This window comes from Dietzia sp. B32 (assembly GCF_024732245.1).
In the GTDB taxonomy this organism is placed as follows: Bacteria; Actinomycetota; Actinomycetes; order Mycobacteriales; family Mycobacteriaceae; genus Dietzia.
On record NZ_CP093845.1, the window covers coordinates 414,421 to 433,985 of the forward strand.

A 19,565-nucleotide genomic window follows, 5' to 3' on the forward strand; every position below is an offset into this window, starting at 1 on the left:
AGCTCAGACCTGCGCGACGGCGGAGGTGATGACCGTCGGGACGATCATGGGCTTGCGGCGCCACTTGTCGGACACCCAGCGGCCCACCGTGCGTCGCACGGCCTGGGCGATGCGGTACGGATCCGTCTCGCCCTCGCCAGCGAGGTCCCACAGGGCGTTCTCCACCAGCTCGACGACCGGCGCGAGCGCGCCCGGCTCGTCGGTGAAGCCCTTGGCGATGATCTGCGGCCGGCTCACGGGGCGGCCCGTACGCGGATCGACCACGACCGTGGCGACGATGAACCCGTCCTCGCTGAGGGCGGTCCGGTCGGCGAGGACGGTGTCGCCCACGTCACCGGTGGACAGGCCGTCGACGTACAGGTTGCCGACGGGCACCTGGCCCACCACGGAGGCCTTGCCGTCGACGAGGTCCACGACGACGCCGTTCTGGGCGAGCACGACGTTCCCCTCGGGCACCCCGGTCGCCACGGCGAGCGCCTTGTTGGCCCGCAGATGCCGCCACTCGCCGTGCACGGGCATGGCGTTCTTCGGGCGCACGGCGTTGTAGATGAACAGCAGTTCGCCGGAGTACCCGTGGCCGGACACGTGGATGTCCGCCTCACGACTGGTGACGACGTTCACGCCCATCTGCGACAGGCCGTTCTGGACGCCGAAGACGGATTCCTCGTTGCCCGGGACGATCGACGAGGAGAACAGGACGGTGTCACCCTCGGAGAGGTTGATCTGCCGGTGCTCGCGGCGGGCCATCCGGGAGAGTCCGGCCATGGCCTCACCCTGTGTACCGGTGGTCATCACGAGGACCTTCTCGGAGGGGAGCTTCGCCGCGGTGTCCATGTCCACCAGGACCCGGCCGGGATCCGTGAGCAGGCCCATCTCGAGGGCGATCTCCATGTTGCGGAGCATCGACCGACCGGTCAGGGCGACCTTGCGACCGGTGGCGGCGGCGGCGTCGACGACGGACTGGACCCGGTAGACGTTGGAGGCGAAGCAGGCCACCACCACGAGCTGCCGCGCGTCGGCGATGAGCCGCTGCAGGGCGGGCCGGACGCCGGACTCCGACGGGCTGATGCCCGGAGTGGTGGCGTTGGTGGAGTCCAGGAGCAACAGGTCGACACCCTCGTCGCCGAACCTCGACATCTTGGGCAGGTCGGTGGGGCGCTTGTCGGTCGGGAGCTGGTCGAGCTTGATGTCGCCCGACATCATCACGGTGTTGTCGCCGGCCTTGATGACCACACCCAGGCACTCGGGAATCGAGTGGTTGACGTCGAAGTAGCGGACCTGGAACTTGCCGAAGTCGCTGACGCTGGACTCGTCGACCGTGCGGAACACCGGCTTGATGCGGTGCTCCTGGCACTTCGCCGCCACCAGCGCGAGGGTGAACTTGGAGCCCACCACGGGGATGTCCGGGCGCAGCTTGAGCAGGAACGGGATCGCCCCGATGTGGTCCTCGTGGGCGTGGGTCAGCACGAGCGCCTCGACCTGGTCCAGGCGGTCCTCGATGTGCCCGAAGTCGGGGAGGATTAGGTCGACGCCCGGCTCGGTGGAGCTCGGGAACAGTACGCCGCAGTCCACGATGAGCAGCTTCGAGTCGTACTCGAAGACGGTCATGTTGCGGCCGATCTCGGAGATGCCGCCCAGTGCCACCACCCGCAGGGCACCCTTGCGGGCCTTGGGCGGGCTGGACAGCCGGACCGTCATGTCCCCGCCCTGCATGGTCTTGACGCCGCCGAACTCGGCGGTCGAGGTCTCCCCCCGACCGCGACCCCGGCCGCGGCCGCTGCGGCCACGTCCGCCGCCCTGACCGCCGGAGCCCTGACCGCCGGAGCCCTGACCGCCGGAGTTCTGGCCCCCGTTCTGGTCGTTGCCCGACGATCCGCCCTTGGCGCCCGCGGACGAACCCTTGCCGCGGCCGCGCGAACCGCCCCTGGACGAATCCTTGTTGCCGCCGTCCTTGTTGCCGCCGTCCTTGACGGCGTCGCCCTGCTGGGACCGGCTCGTCTGGCCAGTGTCCTGCTGGGCCTGATCCTGCTTGCCGTTGCCCTTGCCGTTTCCGTTGCCCTGACCGGAGCGGCTCTGCCCCGCGTCTGTGGCGGGCACGTCGGCCACGGGGGTCGGCTCGGTGAACTGCACCGCTGTCGTGGGTGCCGGCTCGCCCGTGGGCCGTCCGGCGGCGCGCCGGGTGCGGCCGCGTCCGCGGCCCGTGGAATTACTTTCCGTCATCTGGTGACTCCTGCTCTGTGCAGCAGCGCCGCGAGGGCGTCCCGCTGCTCGTCGGTGGGTGGTAACTGCGGGAGTCGCGGCACACCGGCCGGGACCCCGAGAAGCTCTAGTGCTGCTTTGGACATCGACACGCCTCCGAGCGCCCTCTGGGCGTCGAAAAGCGGGAGGAGTCCGAGGTTTATCCGTCGTGCCGTCTCGACGTCGCCACTCAGGTAGGCGCGGCGGAGCTCGACCAGCCGCGACGCGGCGACGTGTCCGATCACGCTGACGAATCCCGTCGCTCCCACGGCCAGCCAGGGGAGGTTGAGTTGGTCGTCACCCGAGTAGTAGACGAGGTCGCAGTGGGTCATGACGGTCACGGCGTCGTGGAAGTCGCCCTTCGCGTCCTTGACCGCCACGATGTTCGGGTGGTCGGCGAGCCCGATCAGGGTGTCCGCCTGGATGGGGACCACCGATCGCGGGGGGATGTCGTAGAGCATCACAGGCCGGTCGGTCGCGTCCGCGATCGTCCGGAAGTGGACGTCCAGGCCCGCCTGGGTGGGCTTGGAATAGTACGGCGTCACCACGAGCATCCCGTGCGCCCCGGAGGCTGCGGCCTGCTTCGCCGCGTGTACCGAGTGCGCGGTGTCGTAGGTACCGACACCAGCGACGATCGTCGCCCTGTCCCCCACCTCGGCGAGGACGGTCTCGAGAACCGCGATCTTCTCCGCGTCGGTGGTGGTGGGCGATTCCCCCGTGGTTCCCGAGACGACGAGACCGTCGCACCCCGAGTCCACGAGATGCCGCGAGACACGCGCGACGGCCTTGAGATCGACGTAACCGTCGGCCCCGAACGGGGTGACCATCGCCGTGACGACCGTGCCGAACGGCGCAGGGCGCCCTGTATCGGCGGGGGTCCGGCCGGTGTCGGCCGGAGTCTCCCAGCCGACAGGGCCCCCGGTGGTCACGTGTGTCATGGTCTCCCAGACTACCCGCAGGACCCCACGGAGCCCGATTCCCACCCTGGGGGCGTCGTCATCCCTCGAGAACGTACGGGCTGACCGCGATCTCCGAACCGTCCTCCAGGGTGGCGATCTCGAAGTCGGAGAACACCGCCGGCGCGGCCTCCTGGAGACGCCGTAGGACGTCGATGGCCAGGCCCCTGATCTCGGTGTCGGCGTGTTCGGTGGCGCGCATCCCGATGAAGTGCCGCCACGAGCGGTAGTTGCCCGTCACCACGATCCGCGTCTCGGTGGCGTTCGGCAGGACGGATCGGGCGGCCTGCCTCGCCTGCTTGTGCCGCAGCATGGGGTTGGGCACGTCCGCGAACCTGTCCTCGAGCTTGGCCAACATCTCGGCGTAGGCGTCCCGGGAGGCGTCGGTCGCCCGGCGGAAGATCTCGACGAGCTCGGGATCATCCGCGATCGCGGGTGGGGGAACGACCTTCGAGTCGTGCTCGGGGACGAACCGCTGGGACAGCTGACTGTAGGAGAAGTGTCGGTGGCGGATCAGTTCATGCGTGCACGAGCGCGAGATCCCGGTGATGTAGAAGGACACGCTCGCGTGCTCGAACACCGACAGGTGCCCCACCTCGAGGATGTGCCTGAGGTACCCGGCGTTGGTGGCGGTGCGAGGGTTGGGTTTGTCCCAGCTCTGGTAACAGGCGCGCCCCGCGAACTCGGCCAGGGCGGATCCGCCCTCGGCGTCGGTCTCCCACTCGATCTCGTCGGGTGGGATGAACTCGGTGTGCGCGACCAGGCGGACCTGCCGCCGGACGAGCTCGGACATCGTGGAACTCCTCTTGGGTGTCGTGCCCGGCGGTTCAGCCGAGCAGGTGTGCGGCGACGGTGGCCGCGGCCTCGGCGGCGGTGTCGAGGTCCTCGCGACCGGGTTCGCCGGTCAACTGGACCGCGGGGGCGACGGCCTGAAGTCCCCATCCGGTCGCGATCCTCTCGACCGAGTTGACCGCCCCGGCGGTGTCGTTGTCCCCGTGTACGCACAAGGCGTACGGCCGACCCGACACCGCTCCCTCGCAGGTGTAGTAGGTGCGGTCGAAGAAGTGCTTCAGCGCACCGGACATGTAACCGAAGTTGGCGGGGGTGAGCAGGACGTAACCGTCCGCGCGCAGTACGTGGTCGTCGGTGGTGGCCAACGCCGGGACGGACTCGACCTCGATCTCCTCGAGCTCGGGATGCGCGAGACCGGTGACGAGCGACTCCAGGATCCTCCGCAGGCGCGGGGACGGGGCGTGGTGCACCACCAGTACCGAGCTCATCGCCGACTCTCCCCCGAGGCGAGTTCGGCGTCCCGTAGCCCGATGGCGACCTTCATGGCCTCCCGTGCCCGGGTGCGGTCGCCGGCATGGTCGTAGGCCCGCGCCAACCGGTAGTTGGTCCGCCAGTCGTCGGGGGCCGCCCGGTACTCGGCGCTGATCCGGTCGAACAGACCGTCCGCCGCATCGTGTCGGAGTCGGCCGGAAGGCCGCTGCTCCATCCCGGTGAGATCCACCTCGATGCCCTCCGCGGCGGCGGCGGCCGAGATCTTCTGGAGTTCCACGCCGTTGCGGACGATCGCCCAGGTGGCCCACGCGCCGACAGCGGTGAGCAGGATGATCCCCACACCGAGACCTCGCAACGCCAGGTGATCGGAGGCCCTGATCATGGACCAGCCGAGGTAGAGCAGGTAGCCGAAGGCCACCACGAGACCCAGCGCCGTGAGGGCCATGACCAGGGGCTTGACGATTCGATCCACCGCAGGCGTCCTAGAGGTCCATGAAGGCGTCGAGCCCCACGGTCAGGCCCGGGGCCCCGGTGATCGAGCGGATCCCCAGCAGGACACCGGGTGCGAACGATGAGCGGTCGAGAGAGTCGTGCCGGATGGTGAGGGTCTCACCCTGAGTGCCGAGCAGCACCTCCTGATGGGCGACGAGGCCGGTCAGGCGCACCGAGTGGACGCGAACCCCGTCGACGTCCGCGCCACGGGCACCCTCGAGTCCGGTCGACGTGGCGTCGGGCGACGGTCCCATCCCGGCCGCGGACCGGGCCTCCGCCATCATGGCGGCGGTGCGGTGAGCGGTCCCCGACGGCGCGTCGGCCTTGTTCGGGTGGTGGAGTTCGACGATCTCGGCGGACGGGAAGTACCGGGCCGCCTGGACGGCGAACCGCATCATGAGAATGGCGCCGATCGCGAAGTTCGGTGCCACGAGCACGCCCGTGCCGGGATCGTCCTCGAGCCACCCCCTGAGCGTGGCGAGACGGTCCTCGGTGAACCCGGTGGTCCCGACGACCGCGTGGATCCCGTGGGAGATGCAGTACTCGAGGTTGTCCATCACCACGTCGGGGTGGGTGAAGTCGACCACGACCTCGGCACCGGATTCGACGAGGGAGCCCAGTGGATCCTCCTGGTCCACCTCGGCGACCAGCTCGAGGTCCTCCGCCCGGCGGACGGCCTCGCAGATCGCCGTCCCCACCTTGCCGCGTGCACCGAGCACCCCGACCTTCGTCACCGTCATCGTCTCCTCGATTGGTCGTCGCCGAACCCTGTCAGACTATCCGCCCACGCGCCCCAACAGCCCAGCCGCGCCGCCGCCCGGCATGCCGGGACCGACCGCGGCCAGGCACCACGGCGCGGACTCGCCGGTCCAGTAGGCGGCGACCTCGTCGGGGGTGACACGCAGGAGCCTGGCGACGGACTCCTCCACGGGGATCACCGTGTCCCTGTCCAACAGGTGCCGACCGATCCGGGTCATCCTGGACATCGGGTCGTCCAGACCGAGCCTGATGGAACCCGTGAGGTGGCCGATCGCGCGGTCGACCTCGTCGACGGCGGGTGGCGCGGTCAGCATCCCGGACACCACGTCGCCGACCTCGTCGCACAGCGCGCCGACCCGGTCCACCGGGGACCCGGCCACCACCGTGATCAGACCGGTGGATCGGAACTGGTCCATGCCGGCGTAGACCGTGTACGCCAGCCCCAGCTCCTCGCGGATGCGTTGGAACAGCCGCGAACTCAGTCCACCCCCGAGGACCGCGGTGCCGACCTGGGCGGCAGCCCGGTCCCGGTGATCCCGGGCGGGGGTCCGGCGGGCGAGGGCGATCAACGCCTGCTCGGAGTCACTGTCCTCGCCGGCGAGGACGGCCGTCTCCGACCACCCCGCGTCCCGCTCGGGGGCGACGCCGCCGCGGTCGGTCCGCTCGGAACCGCGCTGCCCGGCACCGTGCCGGGAGACCACCTCGGCCAGCGGACCGTCGGCGATCCGGCGGACCAGGGCGTCGTGATCGATCCGCCCGGCCGCGGCGACCACGACGTCGGAGGCGCCGAGCATACGGCGGTGGAACGCCCGGAGTGTCTCGGCGTCCAGAGCCTCGACCGAGTCCTCGGTGCCGATGATCGGCCGGGCGAGTGGGTCTCGCCCGAGGACGGCGGTGGCGACCAGTTCGCAGGCCAGGTCCTCGGGGTCATCCGCCCGCCCGGCCAGCTCGTCGAGTACGACGTCCCGCTCGATCTCCACGTCGTCCGGGTCGCAGGAGCCGTTGGCGACGACGTCCACGAGCACGTCCACCGCTGTGTCCAGCCCCTCGGCGGGAACGTGGACGTGGTAGCAGGTGTGTTCGCGCCCTGTGTAGGCGTTGAGGTCCCCGCCCAGCAGATCGATCCGTTCGGAGAGTTCGCGACCCGTGGCACCGGTGGTCCGTTTGAACAGGACGTGCTCGAGGAAGTGTGCGGCCCCGTGCTCGCCGGGACCCTCGTCCGCCGAGCCGGACCCTATCCAGATGCCGACCGCCGCGGTGTGGCACCAGGGCAGGTCCTCCGTCACCACGCGCACGCCGGGGATCGTGCGGTCCACGCGGATCGTCGGGTTCACGGCCCTTCCCTTCTGTCGACGAACGAGGCACGCACCCCGCGCGCGGGGTGCGTGCCTCGTCGGGTGCCGGCGCCGCTGTCGGCGGGCCGGCGGGGTATCAGTTGTCGCTACCGGCGTCCGCGTCGGAACCGGAGGTCGTGTCCTCGCCCACCGGGATGAGGCTGATCTTGCCGCGGTTGTCGATGTCGGCGATCTCGACCTGCATCTTGTCGCCGACGTTGACCACGTCCTCGACCTTGCCGACGCGCTTGCCCTGGCCCAGCTTGGAGATGTGGACCAGACCGTCGCGACCGGGCAGCAGGGAGAGGAATGCTCCGAACGGAGCGGTCTTGACGACCGTACCGAGGAACCGCTCTCCGACCTTGGGCAGCTGCGGGTTGGCGATGGCGTTGATCTTGTCGATCGCGGCCTGGGCGGACTCGCCGTCGGTCGCACCGATGTACACGGTGCCGTCGTCCTCGATCGAGACGGACGCGCCGGTCTCCTCGGTGATCGAGTTGATCATCTTGCCCTTGGGCCCGATGACCTCACCGATCTTGTCGACGGGGACCTTGATGGCGATGATGCGCGGCGCGAACGGGCTGAGCTCGTCGGGCTCGTCGATCGCCTCGGCCATCACGTCGAGGATGGTGAGCCGGGCCTCGCGGGCCTGGGTGAGCGCGCCGGCCAGGACCTCGGACGGGATGCCGTCGAGTTTGGTGTCCAGCTGGAGCGCGGTGACGAACATGCCCGTGCCGGCGACCTTGAAGTCCATGTCGCCGAACGCGTCCTCGGCACCGAGGATGTCGGTGAGCGCGACGTAGCGGGTCTCGCCGTCGACCTCGTCGGAGACCAGGCCCATCGCGATGCCGGCGACGGGCGCCTTGAGGGGCACACCGGCGTTGAGCAGCGACAGGGTGGAGGCGCAGACGGACCCCATGGAGGTGGAGCCGTTGGAGCTGAGCGCCTCGGAGACCTGGCGGATCGCGTACGGGAACTCCTCGACGCTCGGCAGGACCGGCATGAGCGCACGCTCGGCGAGCGCCCCGTGTCCGATCTCGCGGCGCTTGGGCGATCCCACGCGACCGGTCTCGCCGGTGGAGTACGGCGGGAAGTTGTAGTGGTGCATGTAGCGCTTGCTGGTCTCGGGCCCGAGCGAGTCGATCTGCTGGGCCATCTTGACCATGTCCAGCGTGGTCACGCCCAGGATCTGGGTCTCGCCTCGCTCGAACAGCGCCGAACCGTGAGCGCGCGGGATGACCTCGACCTCGGCGGACAGTGCACGGATGTCCCGCGTGCCGCGGCCGTCGATGCGGAAGTGGTCGGTGAGGATGCGCTGGCGCACGACCTTCTTGGTCAGGGACTTGAACGCGGCCCCGACCTGGCCGAGGCGGTCGGAGAACTGCTCGGTGAGCTGCTCGAGGACGGTCGCCTTGAGCTCGTCGGTCGCGCCGTCACGATCCTGCTTGTCGGCGATCTGCATGATCTGGCCGAGCTTGGTCTCGGCGATCTCGGCGACCGCGGCGTAGACGTCGTCCGCGTACGGCGGGAACAACGGGAACTCACGCGGGGTGCCGGGCGCGGCGTCGGCCAACGCCTGCTGCGCGGCGCACAGCTCGGCGATGAACGGCTTGGCGGCCTCGAGGCCCTGGGCGACGACGTCCTCGGTGGGCGCCTGCGCGCCCCCGGCGACCTTCTCGATCACGTCGTCGGTGGCCTCGGCCTCGACCATCATGATCGCGACGTCGGCGGTGTCACCGGAGCCGACGACACGACCGGCGACGACCATGTCGAAGACGGCGTCGGAGAGCTGCTCGACGGTGGGGAACGCCACCCACTGACCGGCCGGGTCGGCGGCCGTCGGGATGAGGGCGACGCGCACGCCGCCGACCGGGCCCGAGAACGGCAGTCCGGAGAGCTGGGTGGAGGCGGAGGCGGCGTTGATGGCCACCACGTCGTAGAGATCCTTGGGATCGAGGCTCATGACGGTCACGACGACCTGGACCTCGTTGCGGACCCCGTCCGCGAAGGTCGGGCGCAGGGGCCGGTCGATGAGCCGGCAGGTGAGGATGGCGTCCGTGCTGGGACGTCCCTCGCGGCGGAAGAACGAACCGGGGATCCGTCCCGCGGCGTACATCCGCTCCTCGACGTCCACCGTCAGGGGGAAGAAGTCGAAGTGCTCCTTGGGGTGCTTGCCCGCCGTGGTGGCGGACAGCAGCATCGTGTCGTCGTCCAGGTAGGCGACGACCGAGCCGGCGGCCTGCTTGGCCAGCCGGCCGGTCTCGAAGCGGAGCTCGCGGCGACCGAAGTCGCCGTTGTCGATGGTCGCGACGGTCTCGAAGACCCCGTCTTCGACCTCGACGGCCGTGATCTGTGGCATGTGTTTCCTGTCGTGTCGGGTGCATGGGCCGCACGGCGGAATCGTCCCGCCGGGGCCACCGGGCGTCACGTCAGGGGGTCCCGGTTCGACCTCGGTCTTCGATCGAAGCGGCCGGAACGTGCGCCCCACAGCAAATTGGTTCTGCTGGGGGCGTCGGGCTCCGGCGGCCACTACCGAGGACCGTCAATCGGACCTGTCGACCACCCCGGCACGTGTGCACCGGCTCCCCCGAGGCTATCAGGGAAAACCGTCCGGGTCACCGGGGCACGCGGGCCTGACGCCCCCGGCGCGCGGCGACCGGGGGTTCGGGTCGGGTGACCGAAATGCGACGACCCCCGACCGGGAGAACCGGGCGGGGGTCGGTGACGCGGTGGTGGTCCGGCGTCAGCGACGCAGGCCGAGTCGCTCGATGAGCGAGCGGTAGCGCGCGATGTCGGTCTTGGCGATGTACTTGAGCAGACGACGCCGACGTCCGACCATCAGGAGCAGGCCGCGCCGCGAGTGGTGGTCGTGCTTGTGGGTCTTGAGGTGCTCGGTGAGCTGCTGGATGCGCTTGGTGAGCATGGCGATCTGGGCCTCGGGTGAGCCGGTGTCGGTCTCATGGATCCCGTACTCGGCCAGTACGGCCTTCTTCTCTTCGGTGCTGAGCGCCATGGTGTCTCCTGGTTGTTCCAGTCCGCGAATATGTATGACCCCGCCGCCGCGGACCGCAGCTGAGCCGACTGACGAGGTTACCAGCCGGACCGCCCCGGGCCCCAATCCCCGGCTCAGCCCCCCAGCACGCCCCTGGTGGTGGTGACGTCGCGGTCCATGGCCACGAGCAACTCGTCGACGGAGGCGAACTTGACCATCTCGCGGACATGGTCGACGAAGTCGACGGCGGCCAGTCGTCCGTACAGGTCGGCGGACTCGTCCAGCACGAACGCCTCCACGCTGCGGGCGGAGTCCCCGAACGTCGGGTTGGTCCCGACGGAGATCGCGCACGGGTAGCGGCGGCCCGGGACGATCGTGCCGTCCACCGGGCCGTCGTCGAGGACTGTGAACCACCCGGCGTACACGCCGTCGACCGGCACGGCAGTGTGTTCGGGGAGGTCGAGGTTGGCGGTCGGATACCCGAGGTCCCGCCCCCCGCGACCGGCACCGTGGACCACGACCCCGGAGACGCGGTGGGGTCGGCCGAGGACCTCGGCGGCACCGGCCACGTCGGCCTCGCCGAGCAGTCGGCGGACCCGGCTGGAGGAGACGGTCTCGCCCCCGGCCTCGAGAAGGTCCACGATCTCGCAGACGATGCCCCGTTCCGCGCACAGGTCTCGCAGGGTCTCCGGCGTACCGGCCGCGCGTCGGCCGAACGTGAAGTTGCGCCCCACGGTGACCGCACGGGCCCGCAGACCGCGCACGAGGACCCGGTCGACGAACTCCTCGGGCTCCCACGCGGCCATCTCGCGGTCGAAGGGCAGCGCGAACACCGCGTCGATCCCGAACCCGGCCGCGAGCTCGGCACGCCGCTCCAGGGGGGTGAGGACCGACGGGTGGGTTCCCGGCCTGACGACCTCCACGGGGTGGGGGTCGAACGTCACCAGGACGGGGCTGGCACCCAGTTCCCGGCCGTGGCCGACGGCGCGGTCCACCAGGCTCCGGTGGCCCCGGTGGAGTCCGTCGAACACGCCGAGGGCGACGGAGGTCCCGCCGTCGGGGATCACGATCTCGTCGAACGTCCGCCACAATTGCACGGCGACCACCTTACGCGCGGCGTTCACAGGCCCGCCGGGCGCATGACCACGACCGGAGCGGCGCGCCGCCCCGATTCCGAGACCAGCGCCGCGACCCGGCCGTCGGGCCCCACGGCCGCGACGACACCGGTGTCACCGCGGGCCTCGAGCCACCGTCCGTGCCGCAGGCCCTCCGCCTCGTCGGCGTCGATGTCGCGTCGGGGGAACGCGGTCAGCGCGGCGGCGTCGAGGTCCAGCGACAGCGTCGGATCGGCCTCCAGCTGTTCGAGGGTCCGTGCCACGTCGAGGCCGAACGGCCCGACGTGGGTGCGGCGCAGCGCGGTGAGATGCCCCCCGACGCCGACCGCGGTTCCGAGGTCACGGGCGAGGGCGCGGATGTAGGTGCCGGTCGAACAGTCGACGACGACGACGAGGTCGATCACGTCCCCGGTGCGGACCCGCTCGAGCACGTCGAACCGGGAGACGGTGACGCGCCGCGGCTCGAGTTCGACCTCCTCCCCCGCCCGCACACGGTCGTAGGCCCGCCTCCCGTCCACTTTGATCGCACTGACGGCGGACGGGACCTGGTCGATCTCCCCGGTCAGGGCGGTGATGGCCGCGTCCATCGCCTCATCGGTCACATCCGAGGCGTCCGCCGTCGAGGTGGTCTCCCCCTCGGCGTCGTCCGTGGTCGTGGTCTGGCCGAGACGGATGGTGGCCTCGTAGGACTTGGTCTCCAGGGCCAGGAGCCCGAGCATCTTGGTGGCCCGTTCGATGCCCACGACGAGCACTCCGGTCGCCATGGGGTCCAGTGTCCCGGCGTGGCCGACCTTGCGGGTGCCGAAGTACCGACGGAGACGCCCGACGACGTCGTGGCTGCTCATCCCACCGGGTTTGTCGACGACCACCAGGCCGGGTTCGGGTGCGGGGCGGGTATCGGGTCTGCGCGGGGTCACGGCCCCACGCTATCGACCCCGGCGGGTCGCAGCACGATCGCCGAGGCCACATAGCCGTCCCGGACGGCCCATCGGCCGCGGAACTCTCGCACATCGGGCCCCCCGTCGACGGCCTGGCCGTCGATGAGGATCCGCGATCGCAGCGTGCCGGTGACCACCTCGTCGTCGTCGCCGTCCGGCACCAGGGTGATGTGTGCGTCACCGAACCCCAGCCACCGGTGGGTGAGCGGGAACCACGCCTTGTACGTGGCCTCCTTCGCGGTGAACAGCAGCGTGTCCCAGGCGACGGTCCCCATCTCGGCGCGTGCCGCACGCACCCACGCCGCCTCCTCGGGAAGGGAGACGGCCTCGAGGACGCCCGCGGCCAGCGGTGCGTGTCGTTCCACGTCCAGCCCGAGCGACCGGACGCGGGCGGTCGGCGCCAGCGCGGCGGCCCGCAGCCCCTCGGTGTGCGTGAGCGTGCCCACCAGGCCCGGCGGCCACACCGGCATGCCCCGACCCCCGCGCAGCACGGGGCCAGCGGGGACGCCGAGTCTCGACATCGCCACCCGGGCACACGCACGCGCACCGGCGAAGTCGATCCGGCGCCGCTCGACGGCCGCCCCGATCTGCTCGACCTCCACCGGGTACAGCGACGCCAACAGGGCCGCGTCGTCCAGGCCGAGCTCGGCGTCGGTCACCCCCGCCACATCCGGCGGGAAGAGGTCGTCGATCACTGCTCGTCCTCCAGGTAGGGGCCGGGGTCACCGGGCCGGGCGATCCTCGGCAGGCCACCCTCGTCGCGGACCCACCGGACCTGCGGACCGTCCGGCGCCGGGAGGATCTGACGGGTGAGCGGATCCGGCCGCCCACGCCCGTTCCACTCCCTCGGGTACCCCAGCGACACCTCCTCGAAACGCACGCCGTCGTGGACCGTCGTGCGCGGGATGTGCAGGTGCCCGTAGACGCACGCGGTGGCGCGGTACCGGCGGTGCCAGTCCGCCGTCTGGGCGGTTCCGCACCACAGCGCGAAGTCCGGGTGGCGAAGGACACGGGTGGGTTCCCGGAGCAGCGGCCAGTGGTTCACGAGCACCGTCGGGTACGCGGGTTCCAGGCGCGCCAGCCGGGTCGTGGTGCTCACGAGTCGCTCCCGGCACCAGGCGACCGCGTCACCGTAGGGCGCGGGGTCGATGAGGAACTCGTCCGAGGCCACGACCCGGCGCTCCCGCGCTCCGGCCAGGGCGTCGGCGCGGGACTGACCCGCGACCGGCGTCCAGCTGTAGTCGTAGAACAGGAACATCGGCACGACCCACGCCGGGCCGCCCGGACCGGTCCACAGGGGGAACTCGTCCTCCGGCGTGTCGACCCCGATCGCGCGGCACGCCTCCACCAGCCTGTCGTACTTGGTGGTCGACGTGATCCCCTCGTCGTCTCGTCCGATCCACAGCTCGTGGTTGCCCGGTGCCCAGATCACCCGTTCGAAGCGCGCGGCGAGCCGCTCCAGCGCGTCGACCACCCGGTCGACCCTCTCCGCGACGTCGCCGGCGACGATGAGCCAGTCGCCCGGGTGCGCGGGGTGGATCTCGTCCACGACGTCCGCGTTGCCCCGGTGTCCCACGTGCAGGTCGGACACCGCGCGCAGGCTCGGTTGTACGCCCGTCGCCCCGCCGGTCATCCGTCCACCTTCCCCGGGGTCCCGGCCCGGGACGTCCGGGCCTGTGCCATCCGCGCGCCGGGGGTCTGTGCGCCCAGCACCATCCACCGGTCGCCGCGTACCCGGGCCGCCACGGCGACCAGCCGGAGTCCGACGAACACCCCCATGCCCACCCAGATCCCCGCCAGACCCCAGCCGAAGTGCCGGGTCGCGAGGAGAACGGGCAGGAAGCCCAGCAGCGCGGCCACCACCGTGCTGGTGCGCAGGTACGCCGCGTCGCCCGCACCGAGAAGGACACCGTCGAGACCGAACACGACCGCGGCGGGGATCACCACCACCGCCATCCCGACGAGCGCGACGACCAGACGACCGGCCACCCCTGGGTCCCCGGACAGCAGCGCTGCCAGGGGCACCCTGAACACGAGCGTGAGCAGGGCGAGAGCCGCACCCAGTCCCAGGGACCACACGACAACCGCGCGGGCCAGCGCCCGTCCCTGGGCGGCGAGCCCGGCGCCGAGCGCGGCACCGACGAGCGACTGGGCGGCGATCGCGACCGAGTCCAACACGAGTGAGTACAACGCCCACAGTTGTTGCGCCAGGTGATGCGCCGCGAGCGAGTTCACCCCGGCGGCCGCTGCCGCGGTGGTGGCGACGGCGAAGGTGACCTGGAACGAGGCGGTACGGATCACCAGATCCACTCCCATGCGGAGCTGGCTGACGATCACCGCGCGGCGGGGTGCCAGTGATCCCGGACGTTCGAGCACGAGCGCCGCGAGGAAGCCGCCGGCCATGAGCAGCTGCCCCGCGAGATTCGCCCAGGCACTCCCGACCAACCCGAGAGCCGGCGCCGGCCCCAGACCGGGCACCAGCATCACGCAGCCGACGGTCGAGACCCCGACGCCCACACCGACGAGCACGAGGGGGGTCCGCAGCCGTTGGACGCCCCGCATCCAACCGTGACCCGCCGACGCGACGAGGATGCACGGTATGCCCCACACGGCCACCCGGAGCCACTCGGCCGCCCCGGCGGCCACAGCCGCATCCGCGGCGAGTACCCGGGTGATCGGACCGGTGAGGGCGAGTACGACGGTCACCACGAGCGCGCCCACGGCGAGGGCGATCCAGGTGGCCTGCACCCCTTCGGCCACGGCGTCGCCACGTCGGCCCGCACCGTGAAGCCGTGCCGACCGCGCGGTGGTCCCGTAGGACAGGAAGTTCATCTGGGTGCCCAGCACCAAGAGAACCAGGGCGCCCACACCGAGCGCAGCCAGGTCCTCCGGTCCCTGCCGACCCACGATGATCCCGTCCACCAACAGGTAGACGGGTTCGGCGGACAACACCGGCAGGACCGGGAGCGCGATGGACCACAGTCGTCGCCCGATCGCGCCCAGACCGACGACCGGATCGGAGCCGGTGCGGGACGTGTCAGCCGAGGAGGTCACGGAGCCTCGTACTCACGGTCCGGAGATCCCCGCGCATCGTGCAGCCGGCCGCCGACGGGTGACCCCCGCCGCCGAGTGCGGCGGCGATGGCCGAGACGTCCACGAGGCCCGGGCCCGCGCCACCGGGACGTGAGCGCAGCGAGACGGCCCACTCGCCCGGGAGGTACTCCTTCAGCAGCACCGCCACCCGCGCCTCACGTACACCGCGTAGGTGCGACACCAGGGACTCCACGTCGTCCTCGTCCGCGGCGGAGATCACCTCGTGCGGGACCGCGAGCCACACCGAGCCACCGCCTCCCACCGCGTCGGGTTCCAACCGCACCGTGGTCAACAGGTCGCCCAGCACCCGGAGCCAGGCGAACGAGTGCGCGTCGAGTAGTGCGTGGGTGAGCTCGGAGGACTCGGCACCTGCGGCGAGTAGCCGCCGGGCCGTCTCGTGGGAGGCCGCGCCGCCCCAACGGAAGGACCCGGTGTCGGTGACCAGACCGGCGTACAGGCTCGTCGCCGTCTCCTCGTCCAGGGGGAATCCGCCCGCGTCGAGCACGTCCAACACGAGCGTCGCTGTCGACGCCGCGGACGGATCGAGCAGGATGTGTGAACCGAATCCCGGATTGGATCCGTGATGATCCACGACGAGGACCTCGGTTGCCGCCGCCGCGAGCCGATCCCACCGACCCACCCTGTCCGGGCTGGCACAGTCCAGGGTCACGACGAGCCCATCGTGTGCGGGCACCTGCTCCAGCGGTACGACACGGTCGGTCCCGGGGATGACCCCGAGTGCCTCCGGGACGACGCCGGGATCAAAGGAGTGGTGGACGGTCACGCCCCGCGCGCGAAGCGCCCGGGCGAGACCGGAGGAGCTGCCCAGCGCGTCCGCGTCCGGGCGGAGATGGCACAACACGGTCACCTCACGGTGACGGGCCAACACCTCCGCCGCGCCCGCGGCGTCGACCGGGGTGGTCACCGCGGGTCGTCCTCCGGTCGGCCCGCCTCCTCCGGCTTGCGGTAGGGGTCCTCGTCACCGGCCGGCCGCGCGCGCTCGGCGACGCGCCTGACCTGCTCGTCCTGCTCCCTGGCCTTGGCGAGCAGCTCTTCCATCTGCCGTGCCGCGTCCGGGACCGAGTCCAGGACGAAGGCCAACTCCGGGGTGAACTTCACGCCGGTCTGCTTACCGACCATCGTGCGCAGACGACCACGAGCCGCGGTCAACGCCGCCTCGGCGGCCTCGAGATCCGGCTCGTCGTCGAGCGTCACGCCCCGGACCGTGTAGTAGAGGGTCGCCACGCGCAGATCCGCGGTGATCCGCGAATCGGTGATCGTGATGAACTCCAGCCGTGGGTCCTTGATCTCGTGTTCGATGGCCATCGCGACGATCTCGCCGATCCGCTTACCGAGCCGTCCCGCGCGTCCCTTACCGGTCATGGCGGTCCTCCTTGACGTGATGCGGTCGCACGGCGACCACGGGTTGACAAGCATGCCGCGGGGGCAGGTCCGTCTTCAACGGAACCCGCCCCCGCGGTGCGCCCTGCGACGTCAGTCGCGCGGCTTCTCGACGAGCTCGTAGGTCTCGATGATGTCACCGATCTTGATGTCGGAGTACGTCACCGTCAGACCACATTCGAAGCCCTCGCGGACCTCGGTCGCGTCGTCCTTCTCTCGGCGCAGCGAGGAGATGGTCATCTCCTCGGCCACGACGTTGCCGTCCCGGATGAGCCGGGCCTTGGCGTTGCGGCGCATGATGCCGTCGAGCACCATGCAACCCGCGATGTTGCCCACCTTGGAGGAGCGGAACATGTTGCGGATCTCCGCCTGGCCGAGCTTCTTCTCCTCGTAGATCGGCTTGAGCATGCCCTTGAGCGCGCTCTCGATCTCGTCGATCGCCTGGTAGATGATCGAGTAGTACCGGATGTCGACACCCTCGCGATTGGCCAGCTCGGTGGCCTTGCCCTCCGCGCGGACGTTGAACCCGATGATCACGGCGTCGGAGGCATCAGCCAGGTTGACGTTGGTCTCGGTCACCGCACCGACACCGCGGTCGATGACGCGCAACTGCACCTCGTCGTCGATCTCGATCCCCATGAGGGCCTCTTCGAGGGCCTCGACCGTACCGGAGTTGTCGCCCTTGATGATGAGGTTGAGCTGGCTCGTCTCCTTGAGATGCGAATCCAGGTCCTCGAGGCTGACCCTACGGCGGCTGCGGGCGGCCATCGCATTGCGCTTGCGCGCGTTACGACGGTCGGCGATCTGCCGTGCGGTCCGGTCCTCGTCGACCACCATCAGGGTGTCGCCGGCGCCACAGACGCTGGTCAGGCCGATGACCTGAACCGGACGCGACGGGGTCGCCTCGGTGACGTCCTCGCCGTGCTCGTCGACCATCCGACGCACGCGACCGTAGGCGTCGCCGGCGACGATCGAGTCGCCGACCCGCAGGGTTCCGCGCTGGACGAGCACCGTGGCGACCGGACCGCGACCGCGGTCCAGGTGCGCCTCGATGGCCACGCCCTGGGCGGACATCTCCGGGTTGGCGCGCAGATCGAGCGACGCGTCCGCGGTGAGGACGACGGCCTCCAGCAGCGACTCGATGTTGAGACCCTGCTTGGCGGAGATGTCGACGAACATCGTGTCGCCGCCGTACTCCTCCGGGACCAGACCGTACTCGGTCATCTGGCCACGGATCTTGTCCGGCTGCGCACCTTCCTTGTCGATCTTGTTGACCGCCACCACGACCGGCACGTCGGCCGCCTGTGCGTGGTTGATCGCCTCGACCGTCTGCGGCATCACGCCGTCGTCGGCCGCGACCACGATGATCGCGATATCGGTCGACTTGGCGCCGCGGGCACGCATGGCGGTGAACGCCTCGTGACCCGGCGTATCGATGAAGGTGATCGTGCGATCCACATCCTCGACGGGCACCGTGACCTGGTAGGCGCCGATGTGCTGGGTGATGCCACCGGCCTCGCCCTCGCCGACCTTCGCCGACCGGATGCTGTCGAGCAGTCGGGTCTTGCCGTGGTCGACGTGACCCATGACCGTGACGACCGCGGGACGGACCTCGAGATCACTCTCGTCTCCCTCGTCCTCACCGAAGGAGAGGTCGAACGAATCGAGCAGCTCGCGGTCCTCGTCCTCGGGGCTGACGATCTGGACCTTGAAGCCCATCTCCTCACCGAGGAGCTGCAACGTCTCAGGAGTCACCGACTGCGTGGCCGTGACCATCTCACCCAGGTTGAACAGAGCCTGGACGAGCTGAGCGGGGTTGACGTCGATCTTGTCCGCGAAATCGCTCAGCGATGCACCCTGTGCCAGCCGCAGGACCTGCCCACGACCGTCGGGAAGCCGGACGCCGCCGACCTCCGGGGCCCGCATCGAATCGTATTCCTGACGCTTCTGCCGCTTCGACTTGCGCCCACGACGCGGAGCGCCGCCGGGGCGACCGAACGCGCCCGCTGCGCCGCCACGGCCACGGTTGCCGCCGCCGGGACGACCGCGGAAACCACCGCCGCCTGCCGCGGGTGCACCGCCGCCGCCACCGGGGCGGAAACCGCCGCCACCCGGTCGGCCACCGGGGCCACCCGGTCGGCCGCGCCCCTGGGCGGGACGTGCGACCTGTCCCGGCATCTGACCGGGGCTGGGACGAGGCGGCATGTTACCGGGCGTGGGACGGGGACCGCCCTGTCCCGGCGCACCGGGACGCTGCGGGGGACGGGGACCACCCTGGCCGGGCGTGCCCGGACGGGCACCTCCGGGACGGGGCCCACCCTGACCGGGCGCGGGGCGAGGACCGCCCTGCGGACGCGGTGCGGGGGTGGTGCCGCTCGAGTACGGGTTGTTGCCGACGCGCGGCGCCTTGGGGCCGGGCTTGGGCCCGGCCGGGCGCGGTCCGGGAGCCGGACGCGATGCGGCCGCGGCGGCACCGGGCGTCGCACCCGGGGTCGGCCGCTGGGTGCCGGGCTTGGCACCCGGGGTCGATCCGGATTCCGCCTTGGGAGCCGGAGCCGGAGCGGGGGCCGCGGGCTTGGCACCCGGGGTCGGTCCGGACTGCGCCTTGGGAGCCGGAGCCGGGGCCGCGGGCTTGGCACCCGGGGTGGGGCCGGCCGCGGGCCTGGGGGCCGCCGAGCGCGGATCCGCACCCGGGCGGGGACCGGGTGCCGGCTTGGACGGCGCGCCCGGCTTGGGCGCGGCGCTGCTGCCGGACTTGGTCGGGGCGGCGGCGGAGTCGCCGCCTGCCGGTGCGTGTGCCTCGCGCAGGCGCCGGACGACCGGAGCCTCCAGCGTCGACGACGCGGACTTGACGAACTCTCCCTGATCGCGGAGTTTCGTCAGAAGTTCTTTACTGGTGATACCGAACTCTTTTGCCAGTTCGTGTACCCGGGGCTTGCCTGCCACTGCTCTCCTCACTGCGA

Annotated in this window: 17 protein-coding genes; all 17 read right to left on the reverse strand. The window is 70.9% G+C overall.

Annotated elements, in window-relative coordinates; genetic code table 11:
* Positions 1 to 3: 3 nt before the first annotated feature.
* Complete coding sequence (locus tag L8M95_RS02000) at positions 4 to 2,220, reverse strand: ribonuclease J (RefSeq protein WP_312027437.1); 2,217 nt, start codon at positions 2,218 to 2,220, stop codon at positions 4 to 6.
* On the reverse strand, positions 2,217 to 3,176 hold the full coding sequence (dapA, locus tag L8M95_RS02005; protein WP_260487675.1) for a 4-hydroxy-tetrahydrodipicolinate synthase: 960 nt from the start codon (positions 3,174 to 3,176) through the stop codon (positions 2,217 to 2,219). The genes L8M95_RS02000 and dapA overlap by 4 nt, the downstream gene beginning before the upstream one ends.
* A gap of 58 nt (positions 3,177 to 3,234) precedes the next feature.
* Positions 3,235 to 3,987 (reverse strand): FAD-dependent thymidylate synthase, encoded by a 753-nt coding sequence (gene thyX, locus L8M95_RS02010; protein ID WP_260487676.1) that lies wholly within the window; start codon positions 3,985 to 3,987, stop codon positions 3,235 to 3,237.
* A gap of 34 nt (positions 3,988 to 4,021) precedes the next feature.
* A complete protein-coding gene (locus L8M95_RS02015) occupies positions 4,022 to 4,474 on the reverse strand; it encodes an NAD(P)H-dependent oxidoreductase (protein WP_260487677.1) in 453 nt (150 codons plus the stop codon).
* Entirely contained in the window at positions 4,471 to 4,950 is a 480-nt protein-coding gene (locus tag L8M95_RS02020; RefSeq protein WP_260487678.1) for a hypothetical protein, read from the reverse strand. Before L8M95_RS02020 ends, L8M95_RS02015 begins: the two co-directional genes overlap by 4 nt.
* A gap of 10 nt (positions 4,951 to 4,960) precedes the next feature.
* Positions 4,961 to 5,710 carry a 4-hydroxy-tetrahydrodipicolinate reductase gene (gene dapB / locus L8M95_RS02025; protein WP_260487679.1) on the reverse strand — a complete coding sequence of 250 codons (750 nt, stop codon included), beginning with the start codon at positions 5,708 to 5,710 and terminating at the stop codon, positions 4,961 to 4,963.
* A 36-nt stretch (positions 5,711 to 5,746) separates the two neighbouring features.
* Positions 5,747 to 7,063, reverse strand: coding sequence for a pitrilysin family protein (locus L8M95_RS02030; protein WP_260487680.1), 1,317 nt, complete (start codon positions 7,061 to 7,063; stop codon positions 5,747 to 5,749).
* A 97-nt stretch (positions 7,064 to 7,160) separates the two neighbouring features.
* The gene (locus tag L8M95_RS02035; protein WP_260487681.1) at positions 7,161 to 9,422 is read right to left on the reverse strand and encodes a polyribonucleotide nucleotidyltransferase; all 2,262 of its coding nucleotides are present in this window, start codon (positions 9,420 to 9,422) and stop codon (positions 7,161 to 7,163) included.
* Between the two features lie 384 nt (positions 9,423 to 9,806).
* Positions 9,807 to 10,076, reverse strand: coding sequence for a 30S ribosomal protein S15 (gene rpsO, locus L8M95_RS02040; protein WP_260487682.1), 270 nt, complete (start codon positions 10,074 to 10,076; stop codon positions 9,807 to 9,809).
* Between the two features lie 113 nt (positions 10,077 to 10,189).
* The gene (locus L8M95_RS02045; protein ID WP_260487683.1) at positions 10,190 to 11,179 is read right to left on the reverse strand and encodes a bifunctional riboflavin kinase/FAD synthetase; all 990 of its coding nucleotides are present in this window, start codon (positions 11,177 to 11,179) and stop codon (positions 10,190 to 10,192) included.
* A complete protein-coding gene (gene truB, locus L8M95_RS02050; RefSeq protein ID WP_260487684.1) occupies positions 11,176 to 12,087 on the reverse strand; it encodes a tRNA pseudouridine(55) synthase TruB in 912 nt (303 codons plus the stop codon). Before truB ends, L8M95_RS02045 begins: the two co-directional genes overlap by 4 nt.
* Positions 12,084 to 12,803, reverse strand: coding sequence for a 4'-phosphopantetheinyl transferase (locus L8M95_RS02055; RefSeq protein ID WP_260487686.1), 720 nt, complete (start codon positions 12,801 to 12,803; stop codon positions 12,084 to 12,086). The genes truB and L8M95_RS02055 overlap by 4 nt, the downstream gene beginning before the upstream one ends.
* Positions 12,800 to 13,741 (reverse strand): metallophosphoesterase, encoded by a 942-nt coding sequence (locus L8M95_RS02060; RefSeq protein WP_260487687.1) that lies wholly within the window; start codon positions 13,739 to 13,741, stop codon positions 12,800 to 12,802. Before L8M95_RS02060 ends, L8M95_RS02055 begins: the two co-directional genes overlap by 4 nt.
* On the reverse strand, positions 13,738 to 15,162 hold the full coding sequence (locus tag L8M95_RS02065) for an MATE family efflux transporter (RefSeq protein WP_260487688.1): 1,425 nt from the start codon (positions 15,160 to 15,162) through the stop codon (positions 13,738 to 13,740). Before L8M95_RS02065 ends, L8M95_RS02060 begins: the two co-directional genes overlap by 4 nt.
* Positions 15,146 to 16,126 carry a bifunctional oligoribonuclease/PAP phosphatase NrnA gene (locus tag L8M95_RS02070; RefSeq protein WP_260487689.1) on the reverse strand — a complete coding sequence of 327 codons (981 nt, stop codon included), beginning with the start codon at positions 16,124 to 16,126 and terminating at the stop codon, positions 15,146 to 15,148. The genes L8M95_RS02065 and L8M95_RS02070 overlap by 17 nt, the downstream gene beginning before the upstream one ends.
* Entirely contained in the window at positions 16,123 to 16,584 is a 462-nt protein-coding gene (gene rbfA / locus L8M95_RS02075) for a 30S ribosome-binding factor RbfA (protein WP_260487690.1), read from the reverse strand. The genes L8M95_RS02070 and rbfA overlap by 4 nt, the downstream gene beginning before the upstream one ends.
* Before the next feature lie 111 nt (positions 16,585 to 16,695).
* Positions 16,696 to 19,548 carry a translation initiation factor IF-2 gene (gene infB / locus L8M95_RS02080; RefSeq protein WP_260487691.1) on the reverse strand — a complete coding sequence of 951 codons (2,853 nt, stop codon included), beginning with the start codon at positions 19,546 to 19,548 and terminating at the stop codon, positions 16,696 to 16,698.
* Between the last annotated feature and the right edge of the window lie 17 nt (positions 19,549 to 19,565).

Bases quoted from the DNA above. Each gene is read 5' to 3' on its own strand.
- rbfA (WP_260487690.1), bottom strand. From the start codon at position 16,584: ATGACCGGTAAGGGACGCGCGGGACGGCTCGGTAAGCGGATCGGCGAG.
- L8M95_RS02015 (WP_260487677.1), bottom strand. From the start codon at position 4,474: ATGAGCTCGGTACTGGTGGTGCACCACGCCCCGTCCCCGCGCCTGCGG.
- thyX (WP_260487676.1), bottom strand. From the start codon at position 3,987: ATGTCCGAGCTCGTCCGGCGGCAGGTCCGCCTGGTCGCGCACACCGAG.
- dapB (WP_260487679.1), bottom strand. From the start codon at position 5,710: ATGACGGTGACGAAGGTCGGGGTGCTCGGTGCACGCGGCAAGGTGGGG.
- L8M95_RS02035 (WP_260487681.1), bottom strand. From the start codon at position 9,422: ATGCCACAGATCACGGCCGTCGAGGTCGAAGACGGGGTCTTCGAGACC.
- L8M95_RS02060 (WP_260487687.1), bottom strand. From the start codon at position 13,741: ATGACCGGCGGGGCGACGGGCGTACAACCGAGCCTGCGCGCGGTGTCC.
- rpsO (WP_260487682.1), bottom strand. From the start codon at position 10,076: ATGGCGCTCAGCACCGAAGAGAAGAAGGCCGTACTGGCCGAGTACGGG.
- L8M95_RS02000 (WP_312027437.1), bottom strand. From the start codon at position 2,220: ATGACGGAAAGTAATTCCACGGGCCGCGGACGCGGCCGCACCCGGCGC.
- dapA (WP_260487675.1), bottom strand. From the start codon at position 3,176: ATGACACACGTGACCACCGGGGGCCCTGTCGGCTGGGAGACTCCGGCC.